29 protein-coding genes are annotated in these 26,456 nt (G+C 67.8%); 14 read left to right on the plus strand and 15 right to left on the minus strand.

The features are described 5' to 3' along the window. Nucleotides 1-2 precede the first annotated feature (2 nt). The 3 genes from AACH00_RS10585 to tldD form a co-directional block, all read right to left on the minus strand. Nucleotides 3-314 (minus strand): hypothetical protein, encoded by a 312-nt coding sequence (locus AACH00_RS10585; protein WP_341399093.1) that lies wholly within the window; start codon nucleotides 312-314, stop codon nucleotides 3-5. Nucleotides 315-376: 62 nt separating this feature from the next. After that, nucleotides 377-1,504, minus strand: a complete 1,128-nt coding sequence (locus AACH00_RS10590) for a 3-deoxy-7-phosphoheptulonate synthase (protein ID WP_341399094.1) — start codon at nucleotides 1,502-1,504, stop codon at nucleotides 377-379. Between the two features lie 223 nt (nucleotides 1,505-1,727). Continuing rightward, nucleotides 1,728-3,191 (minus strand): metalloprotease TldD, encoded by a 1,464-nt coding sequence (gene tldD, locus AACH00_RS10595; RefSeq protein ID WP_341399095.1) that lies wholly within the window; start codon nucleotides 3,189-3,191, stop codon nucleotides 1,728-1,730. A 117-nt stretch (nucleotides 3,192-3,308) separates the two neighbouring features. On the opposite strand from tldD, the gene AACH00_RS10600 reads away from it, so the two are divergent. Then, nucleotides 3,309-3,680, plus strand: a complete 372-nt coding sequence (locus tag AACH00_RS10600; protein ID WP_341399096.1) for a hypothetical protein — start codon at nucleotides 3,309-3,311, stop codon at nucleotides 3,678-3,680. Between the two features lie 42 nt (nucleotides 3,681-3,722). Here AACH00_RS10600 and rsmI read toward each other — a convergent pair whose 3' ends face one another. After that, a complete protein-coding gene (rsmI, locus tag AACH00_RS10605) occupies nucleotides 3,723-4,667 on the minus strand; it encodes a 16S rRNA (cytidine(1402)-2'-O)-methyltransferase (protein WP_341399097.1) in 945 nt (314 codons plus the stop codon). Here rsmI and AACH00_RS10610 point away from each other — a divergent pair. Next, complete coding sequence (locus tag AACH00_RS10610; RefSeq protein WP_341399098.1) at nucleotides 4,666-5,073, plus strand: YraN family protein; 408 nt, start codon at nucleotides 4,666-4,668, stop codon at nucleotides 5,071-5,073. The two genes, rsmI and AACH00_RS10610, sit on opposite strands and share 2 nt — an antisense overlap. Before the next feature lie 18 nt (nucleotides 5,074-5,091). On the opposite strand, the gene AACH00_RS10615 is transcribed toward AACH00_RS10610, so the two are convergent. Both AACH00_RS10615 and AACH00_RS10620 read right to left on the minus strand, forming a co-directional pair. Next, the gene (locus AACH00_RS10615) at nucleotides 5,092-5,973 is read right to left on the minus strand and encodes a pirin family protein (RefSeq protein WP_341399099.1); all 882 of its coding nucleotides are present in this window, start codon (nucleotides 5,971-5,973) and stop codon (nucleotides 5,092-5,094) included. Between the two features lie 10 nt (nucleotides 5,974-5,983). Next, nucleotides 5,984-6,385, minus strand: coding sequence for an OsmC family protein (locus tag AACH00_RS10620; RefSeq protein ID WP_341399100.1), 402 nt, complete (start codon nucleotides 6,383-6,385; stop codon nucleotides 5,984-5,986). Nucleotides 6,386-6,522: 137 nt separating this feature from the next. On the opposite strand from AACH00_RS10620, the gene AACH00_RS10625 reads away from it, so the two are divergent. Together AACH00_RS10625 and AACH00_RS10630 are read left to right on the plus strand one after the other, a co-directional pair. After that, nucleotides 6,523-7,122: an SIS domain-containing protein gene (locus AACH00_RS10625; protein ID WP_341399101.1), complete on the plus strand. Its 600-nt coding sequence runs from the start codon at nucleotides 6,523-6,525 to the stop codon at nucleotides 7,120-7,122. Between the two features lie 34 nt (nucleotides 7,123-7,156). Beyond that, entirely contained in the window at nucleotides 7,157-7,762 is a 606-nt protein-coding gene (locus AACH00_RS10630; protein WP_341399102.1) for a BON domain-containing protein, read from the plus strand. Between the two features lie 27 nt (nucleotides 7,763-7,789). Here AACH00_RS10630 and AACH00_RS10635 read toward each other — a convergent pair whose 3' ends face one another. The 4 genes from AACH00_RS10635 to AACH00_RS10650 are packed head-to-tail and all read right to left on the minus strand — an operon-like array spanning nucleotide 7,790 to nucleotide 11,568. After that, nucleotides 7,790-8,683, minus strand: coding sequence for an NAD(P)-dependent oxidoreductase (locus AACH00_RS10635; RefSeq protein WP_341399103.1), 894 nt, complete (start codon nucleotides 8,681-8,683; stop codon nucleotides 7,790-7,792). 16 nt (nucleotides 8,684-8,699) lie between these two features. Further along, nucleotides 8,700-9,836 carry a PilT/PilU family type 4a pilus ATPase gene (locus AACH00_RS10640; RefSeq protein ID WP_341399104.1) on the minus strand — a complete coding sequence of 379 codons (1,137 nt, stop codon included), beginning with the start codon at nucleotides 9,834-9,836 and terminating at the stop codon, nucleotides 8,700-8,702. A 25-nt stretch (nucleotides 9,837-9,861) separates the two neighbouring features. Further along, entirely contained in the window at nucleotides 9,862-10,509 is a 648-nt protein-coding gene (locus AACH00_RS10645) for a cyclic nucleotide-binding domain-containing protein (RefSeq protein ID WP_341399105.1), read from the minus strand. 15 nt (nucleotides 10,510-10,524) lie between these two features. Further along, a complete protein-coding gene (locus tag AACH00_RS10650) occupies nucleotides 10,525-11,568 on the minus strand; it encodes a type IV pilus twitching motility protein PilT (RefSeq protein ID WP_341399106.1) in 1,044 nt (347 codons plus the stop codon). Between the two features lie 89 nt (nucleotides 11,569-11,657). Between AACH00_RS10650 and AACH00_RS10655 the strand changes: the two genes are divergently transcribed. Next, the gene (locus AACH00_RS10655) at nucleotides 11,658-12,365 is read left to right on the plus strand and encodes a YggS family pyridoxal phosphate-dependent enzyme (protein WP_341399107.1); all 708 of its coding nucleotides are present in this window, start codon (nucleotides 11,658-11,660) and stop codon (nucleotides 12,363-12,365) included. Between the two features lie 55 nt (nucleotides 12,366-12,420). Here the strand turns inward: AACH00_RS10655 and AACH00_RS10660 are convergent, their stop codons facing one another. Both AACH00_RS10660 and AACH00_RS10665 read right to left on the minus strand, forming a co-directional pair. Then, on the minus strand, nucleotides 12,421-12,726 hold the full coding sequence (locus AACH00_RS10660; RefSeq protein ID WP_341399108.1) for a hypothetical protein: 306 nt from the start codon (nucleotides 12,724-12,726) through the stop codon (nucleotides 12,421-12,423). 69 nt (nucleotides 12,727-12,795) lie between these two features. After that, nucleotides 12,796-13,287, minus strand: coding sequence for an Lrp/AsnC ligand binding domain-containing protein (locus tag AACH00_RS10665; RefSeq protein WP_341399109.1), 492 nt, complete (start codon nucleotides 13,285-13,287; stop codon nucleotides 12,796-12,798). A gap of 95 nt (nucleotides 13,288-13,382) precedes the next feature. Between AACH00_RS10665 and AACH00_RS10670 the strand changes: the two genes are divergently transcribed. Then, nucleotides 13,383-16,427, plus strand: a complete 3,045-nt coding sequence (locus AACH00_RS10670) for an L-glutamate gamma-semialdehyde dehydrogenase (RefSeq protein WP_341399110.1) — start codon at nucleotides 13,383-13,385, stop codon at nucleotides 16,425-16,427. Between the two features lie 121 nt (nucleotides 16,428-16,548). Here the strand turns inward: AACH00_RS10670 and AACH00_RS10675 are convergent, their stop codons facing one another. Next, a complete protein-coding gene (locus AACH00_RS10675; protein WP_341399111.1) occupies nucleotides 16,549-17,109 on the minus strand; it encodes a single-stranded DNA-binding protein in 561 nt (186 codons plus the stop codon). 106 nt (nucleotides 17,110-17,215) lie between these two features. Between AACH00_RS10675 and AACH00_RS10680 the strand changes: the two genes are divergently transcribed. Both AACH00_RS10680 and recQ read left to right on the plus strand, forming a co-directional pair. Then, entirely contained in the window at nucleotides 17,216-17,707 is a 492-nt protein-coding gene (locus tag AACH00_RS10680; protein WP_341399112.1) for a hypothetical protein, read from the plus strand. A gap of 52 nt (nucleotides 17,708-17,759) precedes the next feature. After that, nucleotides 17,760-19,646 (plus strand): DNA helicase RecQ, encoded by a 1,887-nt coding sequence (gene recQ / locus AACH00_RS10685; protein ID WP_341399113.1) that lies wholly within the window; start codon nucleotides 17,760-17,762, stop codon nucleotides 19,644-19,646. A gap of 39 nt (nucleotides 19,647-19,685) precedes the next feature. Here recQ and AACH00_RS10690 read toward each other — a convergent pair whose 3' ends face one another. Further along, a complete protein-coding gene (locus AACH00_RS10690) occupies nucleotides 19,686-20,426 on the minus strand; it encodes a Crp/Fnr family transcriptional regulator (RefSeq protein ID WP_341399114.1) in 741 nt (246 codons plus the stop codon). A gap of 89 nt (nucleotides 20,427-20,515) precedes the next feature. After that, nucleotides 20,516-20,680: a hypothetical protein gene (locus tag AACH00_RS10695; protein ID WP_341399116.1), complete on the minus strand. Its 165-nt coding sequence runs from the start codon at nucleotides 20,678-20,680 to the stop codon at nucleotides 20,516-20,518. A gap of 273 nt (nucleotides 20,681-20,953) precedes the next feature. Between AACH00_RS10695 and AACH00_RS10700 the strand changes: the two genes are divergently transcribed. The 6 genes from AACH00_RS10700 (at nucleotide 20,954) to AACH00_RS10725 (ending at nucleotide 26,369) form a co-directional block, all read left to right on the plus strand. Beyond that, complete coding sequence (locus tag AACH00_RS10700; RefSeq protein WP_341399117.1) at nucleotides 20,954-22,546, plus strand: acyl CoA:acetate/3-ketoacid CoA transferase; 1,593 nt, start codon at nucleotides 20,954-20,956, stop codon at nucleotides 22,544-22,546. A gap of 119 nt (nucleotides 22,547-22,665) precedes the next feature. Then, nucleotides 22,666-23,445, plus strand: a complete 780-nt coding sequence (locus tag AACH00_RS10705; protein ID WP_341399118.1) for a GntR family transcriptional regulator — start codon at nucleotides 22,666-22,668, stop codon at nucleotides 23,443-23,445. Continuing rightward, nucleotides 23,442-24,242: a transporter substrate-binding domain-containing protein gene (locus tag AACH00_RS10710; protein ID WP_423221920.1), complete on the plus strand. Its 801-nt coding sequence runs from the start codon at nucleotides 23,442-23,444 to the stop codon at nucleotides 24,240-24,242. The genes AACH00_RS10705 and AACH00_RS10710 overlap by 4 nt, the downstream gene beginning before the upstream one ends. Before the next feature lie 13 nt (nucleotides 24,243-24,255). Beyond that, complete coding sequence (locus AACH00_RS10715; protein ID WP_423221924.1) at nucleotides 24,256-24,936, plus strand: amino acid ABC transporter permease; 681 nt, start codon at nucleotides 24,256-24,258, stop codon at nucleotides 24,934-24,936. A 1-nt stretch (nucleotide 24,937) separates the two neighbouring features. Then, nucleotides 24,938-25,588, plus strand: a complete 651-nt coding sequence (locus tag AACH00_RS10720; protein WP_341399120.1) for an amino acid ABC transporter permease — start codon at nucleotides 24,938-24,940, stop codon at nucleotides 25,586-25,588. A 55-nt stretch (nucleotides 25,589-25,643) separates the two neighbouring features. Next, nucleotides 25,644-26,369, plus strand: coding sequence for an amino acid ABC transporter ATP-binding protein (locus tag AACH00_RS10725; protein WP_341399190.1), 726 nt, complete (start codon nucleotides 25,644-25,646; stop codon nucleotides 26,367-26,369). Nucleotides 26,370-26,456: the final 87 nt, after the last annotated feature.

The following is a 26,456-nucleotide window of genomic DNA, read 5'->3' on the forward strand; positions in this document are numbered from 1 at the left end:
CTTCAGCTGCGCACCGTCATCTGAGACAGGTCCACCCGCACCACGGGCCGGCCCAGTGCGGCGCAGGTGGCGCGGCCGAAGGTTTGCTGCCAGTGCGCATCATCAAAGGCCAGCGGGCCGGCGGCATCCGCCACGGCCAGCAGCTTGTCGGCCGTCAGCACCTTGCCGCTGGCGCGCAGCGGGCTGCAATCAAGCCGCGTGAATTCGCCATCCAGCCAGCGCCGGGCCTCGTCGGCGGGCGGCAGCTCATTGGCGTTCACGGGGATGTCCAGGCTCTGGCGGGTATCGAAGACAACGGTCACGATGTGGCGCATCGGCAAACCTCGGCGGGGTGTGTGCGGGGGTGTGTCGAGTCTGGCACGCCCCCGCGCGCTTGTCACCCGCGGCGAGCCCTGACAGCGTCGCTCAGCGTTTCCAGCACACCCACTGAATCGTCCCAGTCGATGCAGGCGTCGGTGATGCTCTGGCCGTGGCACAGCTTGGCCGGGTCGTCCTTGCCCGGCGTGAACTTCTGGGCGCCGCCCACCAGGTGGCTTTCCACCATCACGCCGAAGATACTGCGGCTGCCGGCCTTCAGCTGCTCGCCGATGTCACGGGCCACGTCGATCTGGCGCTGGTGCTGCTTGCTGGAGTTGGCATGGCTGCAGTCCACCATCAAGGTGGCAGGCAGCTTGGCCGCTTCGAGTTCGCTGCAGGCCGCGGCCACGCTGACGGCGTCGTAGTTCGGGGCCTTGCCGCCGCGCAGGATGACGTGGCAATCCTTGTTGCCCTTGGTCTCGACGATGGCGACCTGGCCGTTCTTGTGCACCGACAGGAAATGGTGCGGGCGGGCGGCGGCCTGGATGGCGTCGGTCGCGATCTTGATGTTGCCGTCGGTGCCGTTCTTGAAACCGATCGGTGCCGACAGGCCCGACGACAGTTCGCGGTGCACCTGGCTTTCGGTGGTGCGCGCGCCGATGGCGCCCCAGCTGATCAGATCGCCGATGTACTGCGGGCTGATGGTGTCGAGGAACTCGCTGCCGGCCGGCACGCCCAGGCGGTTGATCTCCACGAGCAGCTGGCGGGCGATGCGCAGGCCTTCGTCGATGCGGTAGCTCTCATCCAGGTACGGGTCGTTGATCAGACCCTTCCAGCCGACGGTGGTGCGCGGCTTCTCGAAGTACACCCGCATCACGATTTCCAGGGTGTCGGCATAACGCTCGCGCACGTCCTTCAGGCGGCGGGCGTATTCCACCGCGGCGGCCGGATCATGGATGGAGCACGGGCCGATGATGACCAGCAGGCGATCGTCCTTGCCGTTCATGATGCGGCGCACCGTGTGGCGGGTCTGCTTGATCAGCGCCTCGATGGGCGTGCCGGCGATCGGGAAAAAGCGGATCAGGTGCTCCGGCGGCGGCAGCGGCGTGACTTCCTGGATGCGCTGGTCGTCGGTTTCGCTGGTGCGCTCGCTCAGGATCAGGCCGGTGCGGCTGTCGCTGCTGGAGGCGGTGGATTTCGCGTTCATCGTGTATCTCCTGGGTGGGTGCCTGATGCAGACCGGCGAAAAAAAACCGCCGGGGGTTGCCGGCGGTTTTCTGGGGGTGTTCGCGTTGCTTCAGGTGCGCGCGTTTGCCTCTCCAGCCGCCAGACGGGGCGAGAACCAAAAGTAGGCAAAAAAGAAGCGGGAAGCGGTCATCACGAACTCAATGTAGCACAAGAAAGTGGCAGTGCCCGGTGCGCGCCGGGCCTCAGGCCGTGCCGCCGACGGTCAGGCCGTCGATGCGCAGGGTGGGCTGGCCCACGCCCACAGGCACGCTCTGGCCTTCCTTGCCGCAGGTGCCCACGCCGCTGTCGAGCTGCAGGTCGTTGCCGATCATGCTGACGCGCGCCATGGCTTCCGGGCCGCTGCCGATCAGCGTGGCGCCCTTCACCGGGTAGAGGATCTTGCCGTTCTCGACCCAGTAGGCTTCCGAGGCCGAGAACACGAACTTGCCGCTGGTGATGTCGACCTGGCCACCGCCGAAGTTGGTGGCGTAGACGCCGCGCTTGATGCTGGCGACGATCTCTTCCTTGGTCTTGTCGCCCGGCAGCATGTACGTGTTGGTCATGCGCGGCATCGGGATGTGGGCGTAGCTTTCGCGACGGCCGTTGCCGGTCGGCTTCACGCCGGTCAGGCGGGCGTTCATGCTGTCTTGCATGTAGCCGCGCAGGATGCCGTCCTCGATCAGCACATTGCGCTGGCTCGGGTTGCCTTCATCGTCGATGTTGAGCGAGCCGCGGCGGTCGGCCAGCGTGCCGTCGTCCAGCACGGTCACGCCCTTGGCAGCCACGCGCTGGCCGATGCGGCCGGTGAAGGTGGACGAGCCCTTGCGGTTGAAGTCGCCTTCCAGGCCGTGGCCCACCGCCTCGTGCAGCATGATGCCGGGCCAGCCCGAGCCCAGCACCACCGTCATCATGCCGGCGGGCACCGGGCGCGATTCGAGGTTGGTCAGGGCGGCGTTCACGGCCTGGTCAACGTAGTCGGTGATCTGCGCGTCCTGGAAGTAGCCCAGGCCGAAGCGGCCACCGCCACCGCCCGAGCCCACTTCGCGGCGGCCGTTCTGCTCGGCAATCACGGTGACCGACAGGCGCACCAGCGGGCGCACGTCGGCGGCGCGGGTGCCGTCGGCGCGGGCCACCATCACCACGTCGTATTCGGCGGCCAGGCCGGCCATCACCTGCACGATGCGCGGGTCACGGGCGCGGGCCATCTTCTCGACGCGCTCCAGCAGGGCGACCTTCTGGGTGCTGTCCAGCGTCGCGATGGGGTCGAGTGGTGCGTACAGCAGGCGGCTCTTGGCCACGGTGGTGGGCTTGCCCACCTTCACGCGGCGGCTCTGGCCGGCGGCGGCGATGGTGCGCACCGTGCGGGCCGCGTCGAGCAGCGAGGCTTCCGACAGATCGTCGGAATAGGCGAAGGCGGTCTTTTCACCCGCCACGGCGCGCACGCCCACGCCCTGGTCGATCGAGAAGCTGCCGCTCTTGACGATGCCTTCCTCCAGGCTCCATCCCTCGCTGCGGGTGTACTGGAAGTACAGGTCCGCATCGTCGACCTTGTGTTCGCCGATGGTGGCCAAGGCGCGCCCGAGGGTGGCCTCGGACAGCTGGTACGGATCCAGCAACAGGCTTTGGGCAACGGCGAGGCGTTCGAGGGTGGGTTCGCGGGAGATCATCGGCTGATTGTAGGAGGGGGCGAAAAACACCGTTGGTGACAAACCCCCTAAGTCAGCTGTCTTCTTCGGGCGCTTGGCCAGCGTTGAGCAGGGGTCAACTCACTCTGGAGCATTTCCATGACCCTGAATACCCGCCTGAAGTCTGTCTGCGCCGTTCTGATGCTGGCCGCTGCCGCCGCCACGCAAGCCCAGACGGCCGTCCCGTCCGTGCCGGCTGCCTCCGCCACCGCGGGTGGCAAGCTGGACAACCGCCAGGCCCGTCAGCAAGACCGCATCGCAGCCGGTGCTGCCAGCGGCCAGCTCACGGCCAAGGAAACCCAGCGCCTCGAGAAGGAGCAGGCCCGCGTCGACAAGAAGCAGGAGAAGGTGATGGCCGATGGTCAAGTCACCAACGAAGAACGCAAGCAGATGCGCAAGGCCCAGCGTGCGGCCAACCACGACATCAGCCGCAAACTGGAAAACAAGGCTGGCGACGCGCCCAAGCCTTGATGGGTTGACCTTGATGCGGTGAGCTGGCCTGCTGCGTCAGGCTCAGTCGGGCTCGCTCTGCGCACGCAGGGCGAGCGCGCGCTGGTACAGCGCGTTGCGTGGTGAACCGCTGAGCTCCGCCGCCAGCGCCACCGCCTGCTTCAGCGGCAGCTCACGCATCAAGATCACCAGTTGCCGCTCCACGGCCGCAGGCAGGCCGTCGGTGTCTGCCTCGACCTTGGGCTGCGCATGCAGCACCACCGCAAACTCGCCACGCAGGCGCTGCGCGTCGGCCGCCAGCCAGGCCGGGGCTTCGGCCGCCGGCAGGGTGTGGATCTGCTCGAACTGCTTGGTCAACTCCCTGCACAGCGTGATGAGCCGCGCGGGCGCATGCTCCGCCAGCTCGGCCACCAGGGCTTCGATGCGGTGCGGCGCCTCGAACAGCACGGTGCTCAAGGGCTGCTGCAGCGCGGCCTGGAGGGCCTGCGCGCGGTCTTGCCCCTTGGCAGGCAGAAAGCCCAGGAACACGAAGCCGGCGCCCTGGCCGGGCTGGTCATGCTGGCCGGCATCACCGGCAGCGCTCAGTGCCGTCACGACGCTGGAGGCGCCCGGCAGCGGCATCACCCGGTAACCGGCGGCGCGCGCACGGGCCACCAGCACCGCACCCGGGTCGGAAATGGCCGGCGTGCCCGCGTCGCTGACATACGCCACACGCTCGCCGGCCGCAAGACGCCCCAGCACCTTGTCGGATGCGCTGTGCTCGTTGTGTTCATGCAGCGCAATCAATGGCTTGTCCAGGCCGAGGTGGCGCATCAGGCCACCACTCACGCGCGTATCCTCACAAGCCACGGCATCGGCCAGGGCCAGCACGTGGATGGCGCGCAGGCTGAAGTCGGCGAGGTTGCCGATGGGCGTGGCCACCACATACAGCGTGGCGCCCGGATAGGTCTGTCCGCCGGCAGCGGCGGCCGCGGCCGACAACAAGGACGAGGAGGGGAGTGCACTCATGGTCAGCGATCCTGGGCCCCATCACAGGGCCGGACAAGGCACGGAGCGTGCCGAAGCCGGTGCGCAGGCCGAAGCGCGCGCACAGGCTTTTTTGCAGCGGCAGGGATTGCGGCTGGTCGAGCGCAATTATCGGGTGGCGCGCGGTCCCTCGCGCCGGGGCGGCGAGATTGATCTCATCCTGCGCGACACCGACGGCACGCTGGTCTTCGTCGAGGTGCGCGCCCGCCAGCGCACGGACCACGGCGGCGCGGCGGCCAGCGTCACGTTTGGCAAGCAGCGCAAGCTGATCTACGCCGCCCAGGTGTACCTGCAGGCGCTGCACACCTTGCCGCCGTGTCGCTTTGACGTGGTGGCGGTGGATGGCGACGAGATCGAGTGGTTGCCGGCGGCGTTTGATGCGGGTTGAGCCGCACCTTCCCCTGCCTCACCCCCGCCAGGGCGGGCCTTCGATGCGGTCCGTCTCACCCGGGATGGGCTCGAAGCCCCCGGCGGCCCAGCGCGCTGCCGCCTCGCCCAGCGCCTCGCGGCTGTAGCCCACGAAGTTCCACCACATGCGCACGGGCTGAGGCAGCGCCTCACCGCCCACCACCACCAGCCGGGCGCCGGTGGCACCGCTGGCCAGCTGTGCGCCTTCGCCGTCCGGCAGCACAGCCATGTGGGCGGCGGGCAGGGGCAGGCCGTTCACCTGCAGCTCATCACAGGGGGCGTACAGGGCCAGCTCGGGGGCCAGCGCCGGCAAATTCCAGCGGGTGTGGGGCGGCAGGGTGATGTCGAGGTAGAGCGTGGGTGAGGCCGTTTTCACCGGGCTGCGCTGGCCAAACGCCTCGCCCACCAGCAGGCGCAGCTGCACACCGCCGGGCTCGTCGATTTCCGGAATTTCGTCAGCGCCTGCATGCTGGAACGAGGGCGCCACATCAGACAGCCCGGGCGGCAGGGCCACCCACAGCTGCAGACCGTGCGCCGGGCGATCGCGGCCGCGGTCGTCGTCGTGGGTGCGCTCGCTGTGCACGATGCCGCGGCCGGCCGTCATCCAGTTCACGGCGCCGGGCTCGATGGGCTGCACCGTGCCCAGGCTGTCGCGGTGCACCTGGCGGCCGTCGAACAGGTAAGTCACCGTGGCCAGGCCGATGTGCGGGTGGCCGCCGACATCGCTGTCCACATCGGCGGGCAGGGTGACGGGGCCGAAGTGGTCGAAGAACACGAAGGGGCCGACCGCGCGCCGCGCAGCTGCAGGCAGCAGGCGCCGCACCTGCAGGCCCGTGGCCAGCGCTGTTTCATGCCCTTGCAGGATCTGCGGTGCTGACATGGTCACCCTCTCAACCCAGCTGGGTGTGGACGTGGATCTCGCCTTCGAGCAGGCGGTGGATCGGGCACTTGCCGGCAATCTCCAGCAGCTTGTTTCGCTCATCGTCGGTCAGCGCGCCGTCGATGAACACCTGCCGCTGCAGCGTGTACAGCGTGCGGCCGTCGGCGGCCTTGCCCTCGGTGCGCTCCACGGTGACGCGCAGGCTGGTCACGGCCAGCTGGCGGCGGCGGATGTAGAGCTCCAGCGTCAGCGTGGTGCAGGCGGCCAGGGCGGAGTCGAGCAGGTCATGCGGGTCGGGCGCACGGTCGCTCGAGCCCAGCTCGCGGCTCACATCGGCGCTCCAGACATGCCGGCCGTTGCTCAGGGTGGTGAGGGCGCCGGCATCACGGTGCAGGCGAGCTTCGATGGTCATGGGGTGTCCTTCGGTGATGCGGTCAGGTGATGCGGTGAGGTGGCCGGGCCCGGTGAACAGACCGCAGGCCACCAGTTTGCCGGGAACTTCGCGCCTTGGTGCAAGTCAGACACAGCGCCCGCTTATGATCGGCGCCCATGCTTGAACCCCGCATCCAGCAACATTTCTTCGAGAGCGCCGACCTGATGTACCAGGTCAGCGAGCACTTGTCCCGCGCCATCCTGGATGGTGCCAACGCGGCCGTCGGCTGCCTGACCTCCGGCAACAAGCTGCTGGTGGGCGGGCAGGGCGCTGGTCAGCAGCTGGCCAACCTGATGTGCGCCGCCCTGCTGCAGGGCTTCGAGCGTGAGCGTCCGGCCCTGTCGGCACTGCCGCTCAATGCCAGCCTGATTTCTCCCCTCGCCACCGATGCCGCCAACCCGGCCGCGGTGCATGGCGTCGTCACCCAGATCCGCGCGCTCGGCCACCCGGGTGATTTGCTGGTGGTGTTCTGCCCCGCCGGTGCCGACGTGGCCTGGCAGGCGGCCATTGATGAAGCCCATGCCAAGGACATGACGGTGCTGCTGCTCAGCGGCCCCGCGCCGGGTGATCTGCCCGGCCGCCTGCTGGACACCGACGTCTGGATCGGCGTGCCCCATGAGCGGCCCGCCCGCGTGCTGGAGCTGCAGCTGCTGGCGCTGCATGCGCTCTGCGACGCCATCGACATGCAACTGATGGGCGAGGCCGACCCGGCCTGATGCGCCCGTCGCTCACCCTCTTCAAGGACTCCTGATGAATTTCCGCCGATCGACCCTGCTGGCCCTGCTGGCTGCCTCTGCCACCCTGACCGCGTGCGCGCCCTTGCTGGTGGGCAGCGCTGCCGTGAGCGGCGCCATGCTGTTCACTGACCGTCGCACCTCAGGCGCGCAACTGGAAGACCAGAGCATCGAGATCAAGGGCCTGGCCCGTGCCAAGTCGGCCGCCGGTGACCGTGGCCACCTGAACGTGACGAGCTACAACCGCGTGGCGCTGATCACCGGTGAAGTGCCGACCGACGCTGACCGCGCTGCGGTGGAGCAGGCCCTCACCGCCGTCGACAACGTGCGTTCGGTGGTCAATGAAGTGGGCGTGATGCCCAACTCGGCGCTCACCACGCGCTCGAATGACAGCCTGATCACCGGCAAGGTCAAGGCCACGCTGGTGGACGCCAAGGACGTGCAGGCCAACGCCTTCAAGGTGGTGACCGAGCGTGGCACCGTGTACCTGCTGGGCCGCGTCACCGAGCGCGAAGCATCTCGGGCGGTTGAGCTGACGCGCACCATCGCCGGTGTGCAGAAGGTCGTCCGCGTGTTCGAGACCCTGACCGAAGACGAGCTCAAGGCGCTGACGCCGAAGTGAAAAAAAGGGGCCGCGAGGCCCCTTCGTTCATTTCAGCCTGCGAATCAGGCTGGAGGTGTCCCAGCGGTTGCCGCCCATCGTCTGCACGTCGGCGTAGAACTGGTCGACCAGCGCGGTGACGGGCAGCTTGGCGCCGTTGCGGCGGGCCTCGTCAAGCACCAGCCCCAGGTCCTTGCGCATCCAGTCGACCGCAAAACCGAAGTCGAACTTGTCGTCGACCATGGTCTTGCCGCGGTTGTCGAGCTGCCAGCTCTGCGCGGCGCCCTTGCCGATGACTTCCAGCACCTGGTGCATGTCGAGGCCGGCCTTCTGGCCGAACGCCACGGCCTCAGACAGGCCCTGCACCAGCCCGGCGATGCAGATCTGGTTGACCATCTTGGCCAGCTGGCCCGCGCCGCTGTCGCCCACGCGGGTCACGGCCTTCGAAAACGCCATGGCCACCGGATGCATCACGGCAAACGGGGCGGCGTCGCCACCGCACATCACCGTCAGCGCGCCATTCACGGCGCCGGCCTGGCCACCAGACACCGGCGCATCGATGAAGTGCAGGCCCAGGCCTTGCGCCACGGCGTGCAGCTCACGCGCCACTTCGGCCGAGGCGGTGGTGTGGTCGGCGAGGATGGCACCCGGCTGCATGCCGGCGAAGGCGCCGTCGGCACCCAGCACCACCGCACGCAGGTCGTCGTCGTTGCCCACGCAGGCAAAAACGATCTGTGCGCCGGCGGCTGCCTCACGCGGCGTGGCCGCATGGCGACCGCCGTATTGCGCAGCCCATTCGGCGGCCTTGCTGGCGGTGCGGTTGTAGACGCACACGTCATGGCCTGCACGTTGCAGGTGGCCGGCCATCGGGCCGCCCATCACGCCCAGGCCGATGAAGGCGACACGGTGCGACTGGATGGGCTCGTAACTGCGGTTGCTCATGGGGTGCTTCGGTTCGTCAGATGATGGACAGGTGCTCGGTGCCGGCGGACAGGTCAGAGACCCGCGCACGCTTGCTGTTGAGCTTGATGTTCAGACGCAGGTCGTTCACCGAATCGGCGTTGCGCAGCGCGTCCTCGTAGGTCACGGAGTGCGCTTCGTAGAGGTCGAAAATGGCCTGGTCGAAGGTCTGCATGCCGAGCTCGCGCGAGCGCTTCATCAGCTCCTTCAGCTCGCCCACCTGGCCCTTGAAGATCAGGTCGGCCATCAGCGGCGTGTTCAGCATGATTTCCACGGCGGCGGCGCGGCCCTTGCCTTCCTGGCGCGGCAGCAGGCGCTGGGAAATCATCGCCTTCAGGTTCAGCGACACGTCCATCAGCAGCTGGTCGCGGCGCTCTTCCGGGAAGAAGTTGATGATCCGGTCAAGCGCCTGGTTGGCGCTGTTGGCGTGCAGCGTGGCCATGCACAGGTGGCCGGTTTCAGCGAAGGCCACGGCCAGCTCCATCGTCTGGCGGTCGCGGATTTCGCCCATCAGGATGACGTCGGGCGCCTGGCGCAGCGAATTCTTCAGCGCGATGTCCCAGTCGTCGGTGTCGATGCCGATTTCGCGCTGGGTGATCACGCAGTTCTTGTGCGGGTGCACGAACTCCACCGGGTCTTCGACGGTGATGATGTGGTCGTAGGCGTTTTCATTGCGCCAGTCCACCATCGCCGCCAGCGAGGTGCTCTTGCCCGAGCCCGTGGCGCCCACCATGATGACCAGGCCACGCTTGGTCATGGCCACGTCCTTCAGGACGCCGGGCAGGCCCAGGCCGTCGATGGTCGGCAGGGTGGCCGGAATGGTACGCAGCACCATGCCCACATGGCCCTGCTGCATGAAGGCGCTGACCCGGAAACGGCCGATGCCCTGCGGCGAGATCGCGAAGTTGCATTCCTTCGTGCGCTCGAAGTCAGCGGCCTGCTTGTCGTTCATGATGGCCCGCGCCAGCGCCACCGTGTGCGCACCGGTCAGCGGCTGCGGCGACACCTTCGAGACCTTGCCGTCGACCTTGATGGCCGGCGGGAAATCGGCCGTGAGGAAGAGGTCGGAGCCATTGCGGGTGACCATCAAGCGCAGCAGGTCGCTGACGAACTTGGATGCCTGATCGCGTTCCATTCGGACGTTTCCTTGACGGGGCGGATCAATCCGCCGTGGTTCGGGTGAGTTGCACGGACAAGCGGGCGCTGACCTGACGCAGGCGCAGCGACAGCCGCTTGGCGATCCAGGCCAGCACCGTGCCGGCCAGGCGCGGCTCCTCCTGCATCATGCGCTCCAGCGCCGTGCTGGACAGCACGGCCAGCGTGACGGGCGACAGCGCGACGCACGAGGAGAACCGCCCGCCGCCGTCGAACAGCGACATCTCGCCGAGCAGATCGCCCGGACGCGCTTCACCGATGCGCACTTGCGACTTGTTGTGCAGCCGGCGCTCTTCGGCCACGCTGCCCTGCAGCACGATCAGCAGGAAATCGCCCTGCTCATCCTGGCCAATCACCTGCTTGCCGTTGTCCAGCTGCACGTAGTCGAGGTAGCCGCCGAGGATGGACAGCTGCTCGGCGCCGAGCTTGCCCAGCGCCTGATCCTGGCTCAGCAGCTTCACCAGGCTGAGCACGCCCAGGCTGTTGTCATACGGGCGAGCCTTCAGGTCGGGCGCGCGGTTGGCCCACGGCACGAAGAGCTGGGTGTCTTCGTGGCGGTCGGCGAACTGGGTGGCGAAGTAGCCCGAGTCGTCTGGCACCGAAGCCGGCTTGGCAGGAGGGCCGAACCAGCGGGAAAGGATCTGCTTGAACATGGGGAGGATCAGGGATCAGCCTGGGAAGTTTTCCGGGAACTTGGCCTTGACGCGGGCTTCCGCGGCAGACACCAGGTTGCGCCGGACGAGGTCGGCCAGACATTGGTCGAGGGTTTGCATGCCCATGTTCTGGCCCGTCTGGATCGACGAGTACATCTGGGCAATCTTGTTTTCGCGGATCAGGTTGCGGATGGCGGCGGTGCCCAGCATGATTTCGTGGGCGGCGACCCGGCCCTGGCCGTCCTTGGTCTTGCACAGCGTCTGCGAAATGATGGCCACCATCGACTCCGACATCATCGCGCGGACCATGTCTTTTTCGGCGGCCGGGAAGACGTCGACGATACGGTCGATGGTCTTGGCGGCGCTGGAGGTGTGCAGCGTGCCGAAGACCAGGTGGCCGGTTTCAGCGGCGGTCAGCGCCAGGCGAATGGTTTCCAGGTCACGCAATTCGCCCACCAGGATGGCGTCCGGGTCTTCACGCAGGGCGGCGCGCAGGGCGTTCGAGAAGCTCAGCGTGTGCGGGCCGACTTCGCGCTGGTTGACCAGGCACTTCTTCGACTCGTGCACGAATTCGATCGGGTCTTCCAGCGTCAGGATGTGGCCGTAATGGCTTTCATTCAGGTGGTCGATGATGGCGGCGAGCGTGGTCGACTTGCCCGAGCCGGTCGGGCCGGTCACCAGGATCAGGCCGCGCGGCTTGACTGCCAGTTCGGTGAAGATCGGCGGGCAGTTGAGCTGCTGCAGCGTCAGGATCTTCGACGGAATCGTCCGGAACACGGCGCCGGCGCCGCGGTTCTGGTGGAAGGCATTCACGCGGAAGCGGGCCAGGCCCTGCACCTCGAAGCTGAAGTCGCACTCCAGCGTGTCTTCGTAAGCCTTGCGCTGGGTGTCGTTCATGATGTCGTACACCATGGCGTGCACCTGCTTGTGCTGCAGGGGGTCGATGTTGATGCGCCGCACATCCCCGTGCACACGGATCATCGGCGGCAAGCCCGCGGAGAGGTGCAAGTCAGACGCCTTGTTCTTGACGGAAAAGGCCAGCAGTTGGGTGATGTCCATGGGGGGTCTCGTGCGGAAGGGCGACCTGTGCGGGCCCGTTTCAAGGGGCGTGAACCGGTAAGCCGGCGAGTGTGGCTTATGCTCTGGCCATGAAGGTCGGCATCTCCGAGAACATACTACAAGTCAGGGCTCGTCTGGCGGCGGCTTGTGCCGCCGCGCAACGCCCCGTGAATGACGTCGCCCTGCTCGCGGTCAGCAAGTTCCAGCCCGTGAGCGCGGTGCTGGAGGCGCACCAGGCCGGCCAGCGCGAGTTCGGCGAGAACTACGTGCAGGAAGCGCTCGACAAGATCGCCGCCACCTCTGAGCTGCGCGCCGAGCTGGTGTGGCACCTGATCGGCCCGCTGCAGTCGAACAAGACCCGCGTGGTGGCTGAAAACTTCGACTGGGTGCATTCGGTGGACCGCCTGAAGATCGCCCAGCGGCTGTCCGAGCAACGCCCGGGCCACCTGCCGCCCTTGAACATTTGCTTGCAAGTCAATGTGAGTGGCGAAGCCAGCAAGAGCGGCATCAGCCCCGACGAGCTGCCCGCACTGGCCAAGGCGGTGAGCGCGCTGCCGGGGTTGCGCCTGCGCGGCCTGATGTCGATTCCCGAGCCGCTGGAGGGCCTGGACGCCCAGCGCGCACCGCATGCGTGGCTGCGGCGCTGGATGACCGAGCTGCAGGCGCAGGGCCTGGCGCTAGACACCTTGTCGATGGGCATGAGCGCCGACCTGGAGGCCGCCGTGCTGGAAGGCGCCACCTTGGTGCGCGTGGGCACGGCGCTGTTCGGCGCGCGGCCTGCGCCGCAGGCGGACTGAGGCGGCTTGCTGCGCACCCGACGCTGTTGCGAGGTGCTGCGCCGACGTCAACACCTCACGGCGCTGACGGCTGGCCAGCCGTCACCTCGCGCAGCTCGCCGGTGACCGGGTCGATTTCCATCTCGCTGGTGTAGCAACCCACGCGCAAGTCGAGGCTGGATTCGGCGCAGAAGCCTTGTTGCAGGAGGCCGGGCACCAGCAGCACCGCTGCAGGGTTGACCGACGGTGCGCTGGCCGCACCCGTCAGGGTGTCAGCCGGGTGCTCGGGGGTGTACTGCGCGACGGACAGCGACGATTCGAACATCGTGGGCTCCTCGGCCAGGTGGGCGGACAGCACAGCGAGGTGCGATCGTCCGGCCACGGCTCAAGCCCTGCCATCGCCCCGTTGGGGGCCTGCCGCGCAGCAGCAGCGCCTTGAAGCCCCGGGGCCTCAGAAGCTCAGCGCGGTCGTGTTCTTGACTTCTTCCATCACGGCGTAGGTGCGGGTTTCGCGCACGCCGGGCAGCGACCAGATCACGTCACCCACGAACGAGCGGTAGGCGCCCATGTCGGACACGCGGGTCTTCAGCAGGTAATCAAAACCGCCGGCCACCAGGTGGCACTCCAGGATCTCGGAGCGCACCTGCACGGCGGCGCGGAAGCTGTCCATCACGTCGTGCACCGTGCGGTCGAGCAGCACTTCCACGAACACCATCAGCCCGGCGCCCAGCTTGGCGGGGTTGAGTCGGGCCTCGTAGCCCAGGATGTAGTTTTCCCGCGTCAGGCGCTTCACCCGCTCCAGCACGGCGGTGGGTGACAGGTGCACCTCCTCGGCCAGTTTGAGGTTGGAAATGCGCCCGTCCTTTTGCAGGACGCGCAGGATGCGCAGGTCGATCTTGTCGAGGCCTCGCTCTTGGTCAGTCAACTCAACTGCGGGTTTCATGCTTGCGAAAACTCCGTCATGGACAGAAAACTCCGAATCTTTTTCAGGAATTGTCCGCTTAAGCTGCGCATCCATCCAGTCAGGTTTCTACTGTCATGACCACACCCCACATGTTCCAACTGCCAGCCCAGCGCCAGCGCCTGCCCTTCCCCTACCAACGCGAGGCGGGCACCCTGGCGGCTGCGCGATTGCGCCTGGGCACCGAGCTGGATTGGGCCGGTGTGATCGAGAAGGCGTCGCCGTGGGTCGAGTCGGTTCGGCAGCACCCGGCGCCGTTCTGGGCGATGGAGTCGCTGCTCAAGGAGTACCCGATCTCCAGCGCCGAAGGCCTGGCCCTGATGCGCCTGGCGGAAGCGCTGCTGCGCGTGCCGGATGTGGAAACCGCCATCGCCCTGACGGCCGACCAGCTTGGCCGCGCTGAGTTTGATGGCAACGACGGCAGCCAGGGCATGCTGGCCGGCCTGTCGGCCAGCGCCATCGCGCTGTCGAAGAAGTTCCTGCCTGGTGCAGAAGAAGAAGCCGGCCTGCTGAAGCGGCTGGGTGCCCGCACGGTGGTGGGCGCCACGGTGCGCGCCATCCAGCTGCTGGGCCGCCAGTTCGTGCTCGGTCGCAACATCGGCGAAGCCATGGGTGAGGCCGCGTCGCAGCGCAAGGCGCAGAACAACCTGCGCTTCTCGTACGACATGCTGGGCGAAGGCGCCCGCACCGAGCGCGACGCAGAGCGCTACCTCGCCTCTTATGCCAACGCGATTGACGCCATTGCCGGCTCGAACAATGGCGCCGTGGCCATTGCCAAGGGCCCGGAGGCCGCCGACGGCATCTCCATCAAGCTCTCGGCGCTGTTCTCGCGCTATGAAGATGCGCAGCGCGCCCGGGTGTTCGCCGAGCTGCTGCCGCGCGTGTGGACGCTGATCGAGCGCGCCGCCAAGGCCAACCTCAACCTGACCATCGACGCTGAAGAAGTGGACCGCCTGGAGCTGTCGCTGGACGTGTTCGAGGCACTGGCCCAGCGCATCGCCACCGAATTCCCCGGTTGGCGCGGCTTCGGCCTGGCTGTGCAGGCCTACCAGAACCGCGCCCCGTGGGTGCTGGAGGAAGTGGCCCGCATCGCCCGCGAGCTGGGCCTGCGCTTCATGGTGCGTCTGGTCAAGGGCGCGTACTGGGACGGCGAGGTCAAGCGCGCCCAGGAACAGGGCCTGCCGGCCTACCCGGTGTTCACCCGCAAGGCGCACACGGATGTGTCTTACCTCGCCTGCGCGCAGGTGATGTTCAGGAACCGCAGCGTGCTGTACGCGCAGTTCGCCACCCACAACGCCGGCACCATCGCCGCGCTGCAGCTGATGGCGCAGCAGGCCGGCTCGGTGCCTGACGTCGACTATGAAATGCAGCGCCTGCACGGCATGGGCGACGGCGTCTACCGCGAGGTGCTGAAGGAAGCCGGCATGGCCTGCCGCGTGTACGCGCCGGTGGGTGAGCACCGCGATCTGCTCGCCTACCTCGTGCGCCGCCTGCTGGAAAACGGCGCCAACTCTTCGTTCGTTCACCAGCTGGCCGACCCGTCGGTGGCACCGCCGGAGCTGCTGGCCTCGCCGCTGAGCCTGGCCGTGCTGGACGACACCGACAGCCAGACCGTGGAAGGCCTGCCGCTGCCGATGGACCTCTACGGCGCCCAGCGCCGGAATTCCACCGGCGCCGACCTGACCAGCCTGAGCCAGCGCGCCCCGCTGGACGCCGCCGTGGCCAGCACCCGCGTGCTGCCGGTGCCGCTGGCCGATGCAGCCCAGATCGACGTCGCCATGCAGACGCTGTCGCAAGGCTTCGTGGCCTGGAACGCCCGCCCGGTGAGCGAGCGCGCCGCCATCATCCGCAAGGCCGGTGACCTGCTCGACGCCCGACTGCCCGAGTACTGCGGCCTGCTGGTGCGCGAAGCCCACAAGACGCTGGGCGACTGCGTGGCCGAAGTGCGCGAGGCGGTGGATTTCTGCCGCTACTACGCCGACCAGGCCGAGGCCCGCCTGGGTGAGCAGACCCTGCCCGGCCCGACCGGTGAGAGCAACACGCTGCGCCTGCATGGCCGTGGCGTGTTCGTCTGCATCAGCCCGTGGAACTTCCCGCTGGCGATTTTCGCCGGCCAGGTGGTGGCGGCCCTGGTGGCGGGCAACACCGTGGCGGCCAAGCCCGCCGAGCAAACCCCGGCCGTGGCCCTGCGCATGGTGATGCTGCTGCGCGAGGCCGGCGTGCCCGAAGACGCGCTGCAACTGCTGCACGGCGCTGGTGAAACCGTGGGCGCCGGTCTGGTGGCCCACCCGGCGACCGCCGGCGTGTGCTTCACGGGGTCCACGCAAGTGGCCCGCATCATCAACCGCACCCTGGCCGCCAAGGACAGCGCCATCGTCCCGCTGATCGCCGAAACCGGCGGCCTGAACGCGATGGTCGTCGACTCCACCGCGCTGCCCGAGCAGGTGGTGGATGCGGTGGTGCAAAGCGCCTTCCGCTCGGCCGGCCAGCGCTGCTCTGCACTGCGCTTGCTGTGCGTGCATGAGTCGATTGCCGACGGCGTGATCGAGATGATCCACGGCGCGATGATCGAGCTGCAGGTGGGCGACCCGTCAGACCTGGCCACCGACGTTGGCCCGGTGATCGACGATGAGGCCTTCGACGGCATCCGCGGGCATGTCCAGCGCCTCAAGCGCGAAGCCCGGCTGCTGGGCGAAACCCCGGTGGCTTCCAGCTTCCCGCGGCTGGTGGCGCCGGTGGCGGTCGAGCTCAAGGCCATTGCCGACCTGAAGCAGGAAATCTTCGGCCCGGTGCTGCACGTGGTGCGCTGGGGTGGTGATGTGGACGAGGTGGTGCGCCAGATCAACGCCCTGGGGTACGGCCTGACCTTCGGCATCCAGACCCGCATCGACAGCCGGGCCCAGCGCCTGGCGCGCCTGGCCCACATCGGCAACGTCTACGTGAACCGCAACATGATCGGCGCGGTGGTGGGTGTGCAGCCGTTCGGCGGCGAGGGCCTGTCAGGCACCGGCCCGAAGGCGGGCGGCCCGCACTACCTGTACCGCTTCTGCGCCGAGCAGACCGTGACCATCAACACCGCGGCGGCTGGTGGCAATGCCGCGCTGCTGGCGGGCATGCACTGAGCGTTCAGGGCTGAAAAGCCGACGAGCTGAAAAACCAAAGGGGCTCGCAGCGATGGCTGCGAGCCCCTTTTCATTAGGCTGCCAGCGCCGTCAAGCGGGCCGGCAGATCAGAACACCCGCTTCAGAACGGGATGTCGTCATCCATGTCGTCGAAGCCGGTCGACGACTTCGGTGCCGGACGCGGTGCCGGGGCCGGCGCACGCGGGGCTGCAGCCGGGCGAGCCGGTGGGCGGCTGTAGCCACCACCGCCGCCACCGCCGCCACCACCACCACCGCCCATGCTGGCGCGATCGTCGTCCATGCCGCCACCCATGCCGCCGCCGCCCATGCCACCACCGTCGCCGCCATCGCGGCCGCCCAGCAGTTGCATGCTGTCAGCCACGATTTCGGTGGTGTAGCGGTCCTGGCCTTCCTTGTCCTGCCACTTGCGGGTCTTCAGGCGGCCTTCGATGTAGACCGGGCGGCCCTTTTTCAGGTACTCACCGGCCACTTCGGCCTGGCGGTCATACAGCACCACCGAGTGCCACTCGGTTTCTTCCTGGCGCTCGCCGCTGTCGCGGTTCTTCCAGTTCCGGGTGGTGGCAATGCGCAGGTTGCACACCGCAGCGCCGCTGGGCGTGTAGCGCACTTCGGGGTCACGGCCCAGGTTGCCGATGAGGATGACTTTGTTGATCGAGGCCATGGGCGCTCCTGCGCAAGAAACTGTTCGGAAGGACCTTCCATTGTGCCGCATCGCGCCTGCCGACAGGGGGCGGGCTTAGACTGAGGACCATGCCCGGGAGCCACTCATGCGCTTGTTGAAACCACTGCGATCCATCCGCGGCGTGGCCGCGTCAGGTCTGTTCACGCTGCTGGCGGCCTGCAGCACCGGCGATGCGGTGCCCCTGGCTCCGGCGGCACCCGCCGCGGTGGCTTCTGTGGCGCCAGTTTCATCCGTGGCCGCGGGGCCTGATGCCCTCTGGCAGCAGGTGCAGGCCGAGGTGGGTAAAGCCCGGTGCGAGCAGGACGCGCAGTGCCGCAGCATCGGCGCGGGGCACAAGGCCTGCGGCGGCCCGGCGTTCTATCTGGCCTGGTCGATGCTGGACAGCCGGCCGGATGCGCTGCAGCAGAAGGTGGACGCCCATGCCCGTGCGCAGGCGGACGCGCAGGCCCGCGCCGGCATGGTGTCCAACTGCATGGCCGAGGCGGATCCGGGTGCGCGTTGCGACGCCGCCGCAGGGCGCTGCGTGTTGAACGCCCGCCGCAGCGGCGTGCCTTTGACAGGCACCACCGCCCGCTGATCGCGCGGGGTATCGGCCGGCCGGGGTGGTCGACAGGTACCATTCGCCCCCAATGCCCACTGTTCCCGAATCCGTCGACACCTTCGCCATCCTGCATGAGGTGTTTGGCTACACCGCCTTCCGCGGCCACCAGGCTGCCATCGTCGAGCATGTCACGCAGGGCGGTGATGCGCTGGTGCTGATGCCCACCGGCGGCGGCAAGAGCCTGTGCTACCAGGTGCCCGCCATTGCCCGCCACCGCGCTGGTCAGGGCGTGACCGTGGTGGTGAGCCCGCTGATCGCGCTGATGCACGACCAGGTGGGCGCGCTGGACGAAGCCGGTGTGCCGGCCGCTTTCCTGAATTCCACCCTCGACATCGCCGGCGTGCAGGCGGTCGAGCGCGATCTGCTGGCGGGCCGCTTGGTGCTGCTGTATGCGGCGCCCGAGCGCATCACCCACCCGCGCTTTCTGGCGATGCTCGATTCGCTGCATGAGCGCGGCAAGCTCAGCCTCATCGCGATCGACGAGGCGCATTGCGTCAGCCAGTGGGGCCATGATTTCCGCGAGGAATACCTGCAGCTCGACATGCTGGCCGAGCGCTATGCCGGCGTGCCGCGCATCGCGCTCACGGCCACGGCCGACGACCACACCCGCGCCGACATCGTCCACCGCCTGTCGCTGGAAGGTGCACAGCCCTTCATCAGCAGTTTCGACCGGCCGAACATCCGCTATTCGATCGTCGAGAAGGACAACGCCCGCACCCAGCTGCTGCGTTTCATCCGCGACGAACACGACGGCGATGCCGGCATCGTCTACTGCCAGAGCCGCAAGAAGGTGGAAGACACGGCCGACTGGCTGCGGGCCGAGGGCTTCTCCGCGCTGCCGTACCACGCAGGCCTGGACGCCGACGTTCGCCGCCTGCATCAAGACCGCTTCCTGCGCGAAGAGGGCATCGTGATGGTGGCCACCGTGGCGTTCGGCATGGGCATCGACAAGCCCGACGTGCGTTTCGTGGCCCACCTGGACCTGCCCAAGAACATCGAAGGCTATTACCAGGAAACCGGCCGTGGCGGCCGTGACGGCGAGCCCGCCGACGCCTGGATGACCTACGGCCTGGCCGACGTGGTCAACCAGCGGCGAATGATCGACGAAAGCACCGCCGGCGATGATTTCAAGCGCCTGCAGCGGGCCAAGCTCGATGCGCTGCTGGCCATGGCCGAGAGCCTGGATTGCCGCCGCGTGCGCCTGCTCAGCTACTTCGGCGAAGACAGCCAGCCTTGCGGCAACTGCGACAACTGCCTGCACCCGCCGGCGCGCTGGGATGCCACCGAAGCGGCCCGCATGGCACTGTCGTGCATCTACCGCTGCCACCAGCACTCGGGTTTCGGCTTTGGCGCTGGCCACCTGATCGACGTGCTGCGCGGCGTGTCCACCGACAAGACCCGCCAGCGCGGGCATGAAGGTCTGTCCACCTTCGGCATCGGCAAGCAACTGGGTGAGCCGCAGTGGCGCGGCGTGATCCGCCAGCTGATTGCGCTGGGGCATGTGGTGAGCGAAGGCGAATACAACACGCTGGCGCTGGCCGACAGCGCGCGCGCCGTGCTCAAGGGCGAGGTGGTGATCGAGCTGCGTGAACCTCGCGAGCCGACCCCCCGCGGCCGTGGCCGCACCAAGACCAGCAGTGGCACCGGCAGTGCCAGCCGCGTGCCCGGCATCGTGGCCACGCTCGATGTGGACGGCCAGGCGCGCTTCGCGGCGCTCAAGAGCTGGCGCGCCGAGGTGGCCAAGGAGCACAACCTGCCGGCCTACATCGTCTTCAATGACGCCACGCTGGCGCAGATGGCCGCCGAGGCGCCGTCGTCACTCGATGAGCTGGCCGGCATCAGCGGCGTGGGCACCAAGAAGCTCGACGCCTACGGGCGCGACATCCTGCGGGTGCTGGACAACGTGGGCTTCTGAGCCGGGGCCTGAGCCTGCGTTACTCCGGCGATCTAGTGATCAAGCGCTCAGACTGTCGCTGCGCAAGGCGGCCATCAGCGCGTCGTTGTGGATGACGGCATGGCGCTGGTCGGGTGTGTCAAGCACGCCTTCGCGCTTGAGCTGAGACACCAGCCGGCTGGCGGTTTCGATGGTCATGTCCAGCATCGCGCTCATTTCCTGGCGGCTGGGCAGCCACACGCGGTCGCCTTCAGCGTATTCGGTGAGCTTCAGCAGCAGCCGCAACATCCGGTGGCGGGCCGCACCGGCGCACAGCTCGGTCATCCATTCGTCGGCGTCGTCGAGCGCGCTTTGCCAGCGCTTCATCAGGTTCAGCGGCAATTCGGGTTGCTGGCGCGCCAGCTCTTCGATCAGGCTGCGCGGCAGGCGGCACACCTCGACATCGGTGCAGGCCACCGCGTCGGCGGCGTAGGTCTGGCCCAGCATGGCTTCCATGCCGACCAGGTCGCTGGCGCCCGCCAGACGCAGGATGCGGCGCTCACCGCGCTCGCTGGTGCGTTCCAGCCGAACGATGCCCGACCGAAGGGTAAATGCCGCCAGCCCCGGGGCCTGTGCGCTGTAGAGCGACTGGCCGGGGCTGAGTTTGATGCTGGAGATGTGGGTGTGGACCCGGTCCAGATCGGCCAGATCCACGACACCGAGCAGGGCGAACTTCCGGACCCCGCATTCCGCGCAGATGCGGGTTTGGGGGTTGAAGAGCGCGGGCTCGGCGTGCAGGGGGATGACTTGGGCGGGAGGCATACGTCAGGGAGTATGCACGGCCGCGGCAGCTGAGGACGAGACTTCCTCGCTGCAAACAGGGTGGCCCGCGCCAGGCGGGCACACCGGATTCAACGCTTCTGGTCGGCCTTCATCAGGCGGGCCAGGGTGCGGCGGTCGCAGCCGACCATGGCCGACCAGAACGGTTCAAACTTCTGGCCCTTGTCCGAAAAAGGTTCGCTGCGGAAGCGTTCCTGGCGGGTGGAGGGCTGGTTGGCGAGCGATGACTTTTGCATGTTCGTATCCATTCAACGACCGGCCCCGTCTTGTTGATGGCGGGCTGCCGTACGATCACAACGCAGCCTCTGGCCGGCTGGATGACAGCGGATGCAAAAAAATATGAAAAAAACCGGAACTCTGTGAAGCGCCGGCCGAACCGGGGTTGAAGGCATCCGTGAATGTGAGCGCATGCTCTGTCTGCGTGGCTTATGAAATATGGGGTTTCCTGGTTTCGATGGATCCTGCTCGGCCCGCGCTGACCACCTTCGGCGACGGGCATACTTCACCGCATGAACGTGTTGACCCCGGCGCAGGCTGCGCAATTGATCCAGAACGGCCAGACCGTGGCCTGTGCCGGCTTCGTTGGCGTGGGCCATGCCGAGGCCGTCACCCGGGCGCTGGAAACCCGTTTTCTGGCCACCGGCTTCCCTCAAGACCTGACCCTGTATTACGGCGCCGGGCAGGGCGACCGGGCAAACCGGGGCGTCAATCACTTCGGCCATGCGGGCATGGTGAAACGCATCATTGGCGGCCACTGGATCTCGGCGCCCAAGCTTGGTGCGCTGGTGAATGCCGACGCCGTGGAAGCCTGGAACCTGCCGCAAGGTGTGATCTGCCAGCTCTTCCGCGCCACGGCTGGTGGCAAGCCTGGCGTGCTGACGCCAGTGGGCCTGCACACCTTCGTCGACCCGCGCAGGGACGGCGGGCGGCTGACGCCGCGCACGGCAACGTCGGCGCTGGAGCCGCGCGTCACGCTGATGCCCATCAACGGCCAGGAGATGCTGTTCTACCCGGCCTTGCCGGTGGACGTGGCGCTGATCCGCGGTGGCACCTGCGATGAAAACGGCAACCTGTGCACCGACGGTGAGCCGTTTCACCAAGATTTGCTGACGCTGGCCCAGGCGGCCCACAACAGCGGCGGCATCGTCATCGCCCAGGTGCGTCGGGTGGTGCCCGCCGGCACGCTCGACCCCAACGCCGTGAAAGTGCCCGGCATCCTGATCGACCACCTGGTGATCGCCGACGACCCGGACGACCACTGGATGACCTACGGTGAGCGCCACAACCCGGCCTACTGGCAGCGGCCGGTGGACGCGCCGATGCCCGCGCAAGACCGTGCGCAAGACCCCGCCGGGGCCACGCTGCTGCCGCTGGACGTGCGCAAGGTCATTCAGCGCCGCGCCTTGCTGGAGTTGCAGCGGCTGGACGCGCCGGTGGTCAACCTGGGCGTGGGCATGCCGGCTGGCCTCGGCGCCATCGCTCGCGAAGAAGGCCATACCGGCTTCACCCTGACCGTGGAGGCCGGCCCGGTGGGCGGCACCCCGGCAGACAAGCTCAGCTTCGGCGCCAGCGCCTACCCGGAAGCCATCATCGACCAGGCCGCGATGTTCGACTTCTACGACGGCGGCGGGCTGGACATCGCCTTCCTCGGCATGGCCGAGTTCGACGCGCTCGGCAACGTGAACGTCAGCCGATTCGGCGACCGCGTGGCCGGGGTCGGGGGCTTCATCAACATCACCCAGAGCACCCGGCGGCTGGTGTTCATGGGCACGCTGACGGCGGGCGGGCTGCAGGTCGAGATCGGCGACGGCCGGCTCCGCATCGTGCGCGAAGGCCAGACGACCAAGCTGGTGCCCGCGCTGCAGCACCTCAGCTTCAACGGCCCGTACGTGGCCAGCCTGGGCCGCAGCGTGATGGTGATCACCGAGCGCGCCGTGTTCGAGCTGCTCGACGGCCGGCTGACGCTGACCGAAGTGGCGCCGGGCATCAACGTGCAGCGCGATGTGCTGGCTGTGTGTGGCGCGCCGGTGGCGGTGGCTGAGCCCCTGCGGTTGATGGATGAGCGGCTGTTCCGCGAACAGCGCCTGCGCGACGCGGGCTGAGCCGCCACATTGAGCCGAGCTGAGGTGCCACGCCAGGTTGGCACCGAGCTTGCATACAAGCCTTGCGTACAGGTTTTGCACACAGCCAATCGGCCCATGTGCACCAGCGTGAGGACACCATGGCACCAGAGCCGGGCGACGTGCCCCGCCCCGAATTCATCGCCGACAGCATCGTCGACGCCATCCTGGCCGGGCGCCTGTCGCCGGGCGATCGCCTGGGCGAGCAGGCCCTGGCCGATGTGTATGGCGTCAGCCGCACGCTGATTCGCGAGGCGCTCGGCCGCCTGGCGGCGCGCGGCATGGTCGAGGTGTCGGCCCGCCGTGGCTGGTTCGTGGTGCAGCCGTCGCCGGTGGAAGCGCGTGAGGCCTTCGAGGCGCGCCTGGCCATCGAGACCGGGCTGCTGCAAAGCCGCCGTGGTGCACTCACCGCAGCGGATGTGGAACGCCTGCGCAGCCATGTGGCGGACGAGCAGGCCGCCATCGCCGAGGGGGATGCTGGCCGCCGCAGCTGGCTGCTGGGCGACTTCCATGTGTGCCTGGCCGAGACCCTGGGCAATGCGCTGCTGGCCGAGATCCTGAAAGACCTCACGGCGCGCACCACGCTGATCGCCACGCTGTACCAATCCACCCACGCCGCGTCGCAGTCGTGCAGCGAGCACGCCGCCATCGTTGACGCACTGGCCGCAGGTGATTTGCCACTGGCCGCGCAGCGCCTGCGTGAGCACATCGGCGAGGTGGCCGATCACCTGGGTGCCCCGCGCCACCACGATGCCTCGCTGCGCCAGGCCCTGGCGCCGGTCCCGGAGGCCCAGGCACCACGCCGCCGGCTGTTCACCGATCTCTTGTCCCCCGCTTCTGCTGTTCCACCCGTCCCCCACCCTGAGGAGCTTTTGCCATGATCCGTTTCTCCGCCCGTGGCCGTCTGGCTGCCCTGTCGCTGCTGGCCGTGTGCAGCGTGTTCCCCCTGAGCGCCGCCGCGCAGTCCGCGCTGGACGAGGTGCTGGCTCGCAAGGAAATCCGCATCGCCATCCCGACGGACTTTCCGCCCTACGGCTATGTGGGCACCGACATGAAGCCGCAGGGCCTGGACATTGACATGGCGGGCTACATCGCCGGCAAGCTGGGCGTGAAGCTGGAGCTGGTGCCGGTGACCAGCGCCAACCGCATCCCCTACCTGCAGACGAAGAAGGCCGATCTGGTGATCTCGACGCTGGGCAAGAACCCGGAGCGCGAGAAGGTGATCGACTTCACCGCGGCGTACTCGCCGTTTTTCCAGGCGGTGTTCGCCACCAAGTCGCTGCCGGTGAAGGGTGCGGCTGATCTGGCGGGCAAGTCGGTGGGCGTGACGCGCGGCGCCATCGAAGACATGGAGCTGTCGAAGATCGCCCCGGCCACGGCCGACATCAAGCGCTTCGAAGACAACAACGCCACCGTGTCGGCGTTTGTCTCGGGCCAGGTGCAGGTGATTGCCACCGGCGCCTCGGTGGCCGGCAACATGATCGCCCGCAACCCGCAGCTGGGCACAGAGTTCAAGTTCGTGCTGAAGGAATCGCCCAACCACATCGGCGTGGCCAAGGGCGAGGACAAGCTGCGCGAGAAGGTGAACGAGATCATCGCCGGCGCCAAGGCCAGCGGTGACCTCGACAAGATGGCCACCCGCTGGCTGGGCCGCCCGGCCGGCAATCTGCCGAACTGAGGCACCCGCCGTGATCACGCTTGATTTCGCGGCGGTGCTGGTGGAGTGGCGCGCCCTGCTGCAGGGCGTTGCCATGACGCTGGGGCTGACGGCGGTGGCCACCTTGCTGGGGCTGGCGCTGGGCGTGGCCTGCGCCTGGTCGCGGCTGCAAGGGCCGGCTGCCTTGCGCTGGCTGGCGGCGACGTACGTGGAGCTCATCCGCAACACGCCGTTCATCGTCCAGCTGTTCTTCATCTTCTTCGGGTTACCCGGCCTGGGCGTTCGGCTCAGCCCCGAGCAAGCGTCGGTGCTGGCCATGGTGATCAACCTTGGTGCCTATGCCGCGGAAATCATGCGCTCGGGCATCGAGGCCACGCCGCGCGGGCAGCTGGAGGCCGCGCGCAGCCTGGCGCTGAGCGAATGGCAGGTCTTCACCCGCGTGGTGCTGCCGCCCTCCATCGGCCGCGTGTGGCCGGCGCTGGTGAGCCAGATCATCATCGTGATGCTGGGCTCGGCGGTGTGCGGCCAGATCGCCACCGCAGAGCTGAGCTACCAGGCCAACCTGATCCACAGCCGCAACTTCCGGGCGTTCGAAGCCACCATCGTGGCCACCGGCCTGTACCTGGCGCTGGCCGTGCTGCTGCGGCAGGTGCTGAACTGGCTCGGTCCGCTGTTGATCTTCGGGCGGGTTGCGCCCACTCACGGAGGCCACTGACATGGTTGACTTCACCTGGTGGGACATCCTGCGCAACCTGCTGCTGGCGGCGCGCTGGACGGTGGCGCTGTCGCTCATCGCCCTGGTGGGCGGCGGCTTGCTGGGAGCGGCGCTGTTGCTTGCTCGCCTGGCACGCTGGCCGGGCGCGGCCACGGCCGTGTCGGCCTATGTGCAGCTGTTCCAGGGCACGCCGCTGCTGATGCAGTTGTTCCTTGCGTACTTCGGCTTTGCGCTGCTGGGCCTGAATGTGTCGGCCTGGGTGGCGGCCGGCCTGGCGCTGACGCTATACAGCAGCGCCTACCTGACCGAAATCTGGCGTGGCTGCGTGCAGGCCATTCCGCGTGGCCAGTGGGAAGCGGCAGACAGCCTGGCGCTGTCCTTCGGCGAAAAGATGCGCCACGTCATCGGCCCGCAGGCCTTGCGGCTGGCGATTGCGCCCACCGTGGGTTTTGCGGTGCAGGCGGTGAAGGGCACGGCGCTGGCGTCGGTCATCGGCTTTGTCGAGTTGACCAAGGCCGGCGGGATGATCACCAACGCCACCTTCCGCCCCTTCACCGTGTATGCCTTCGTGGCGCTGCTGTATTTCGCGCTGTGTTTCCCCCTGTCGGCCTGGAGCCGATCACTTGAAAGAAAGTTGCGCCGTGCACACTGAACTTCAAACTGAATTCGCCCACACGACTGCCCCGGCTGCGCCGGCCCCGGACGCCGTGGTGCAGATCACCGGTCTGCGCAAACGCTACGGCAGCAACGAGGTGCTCAAGGGCATCGACCTGCAGGTGCGCCGCGGCGAGGTGGTGGTGATCATCGGCAAGAGCGGCTCGGGCAAAAGCACCTTGCTGCGCTGCGTGAATGGCCTGGAGGAGTTCCAGGAAGGCCAGCTGCAGGTGGATGGCCAGGCGCTGCGCCACGGCCATGCCCAGGCCATGCGCGAGCTGCGCCAGCACGTGGGCATGATCTTCCAGAACTTCAACCTGTTCCCGCACCTCTCGGTGGGCCGCAACGTGATGCTGGCGCCCTCGCTGGTGCAGAAGCGCGATGCCGCCACCACCCAGGCCCAGGCCAAGGTGCTGCTGGAACGCGTGGGCCTGGCCGACAAGTTCGACGCCTGGCCTGACCAGCTCTCGGGCGGGCAGCAGCAGCGCGTGGCGATTGCCCGGGCGCTGGCCATGCAGCCGGCCGTGCTGCTGTGCGACGAGATCACCTCCGCACTCGACCCCGAGCTGGTGGGCGAGGTGCTGAAAGTGGTGGAGGGCCTGGCCGACGAAGGCATGACGCTGATGATGGTCACCCATGAAATGAGCTTCGCGCGCAAGGTGGCCGACCGGGTCGTCTTCATGCATGCCGGGCGCATCCATGAGGTAGGCCCGCCGGAGCAGATTTTTGGCGCGCCGGCCACGCCCGAGTTGCAGCAATTCATCACGGCGCTGCATTGACGCACCGGTGCTGTGGCAAGGCCGGGTGAGCAGGGGAAACCCACCCCCGGTATCATGGCCGGTTGCCCTCGCCGCGCCTTTGCGGCC

This window comes from Ideonella margarita (assembly GCF_038066635.1).
Taxonomy (GTDB): domain Bacteria; phylum Pseudomonadota; class Gammaproteobacteria; order Burkholderiales; family Burkholderiaceae_C; genus Ideonella; species Ideonella margarita.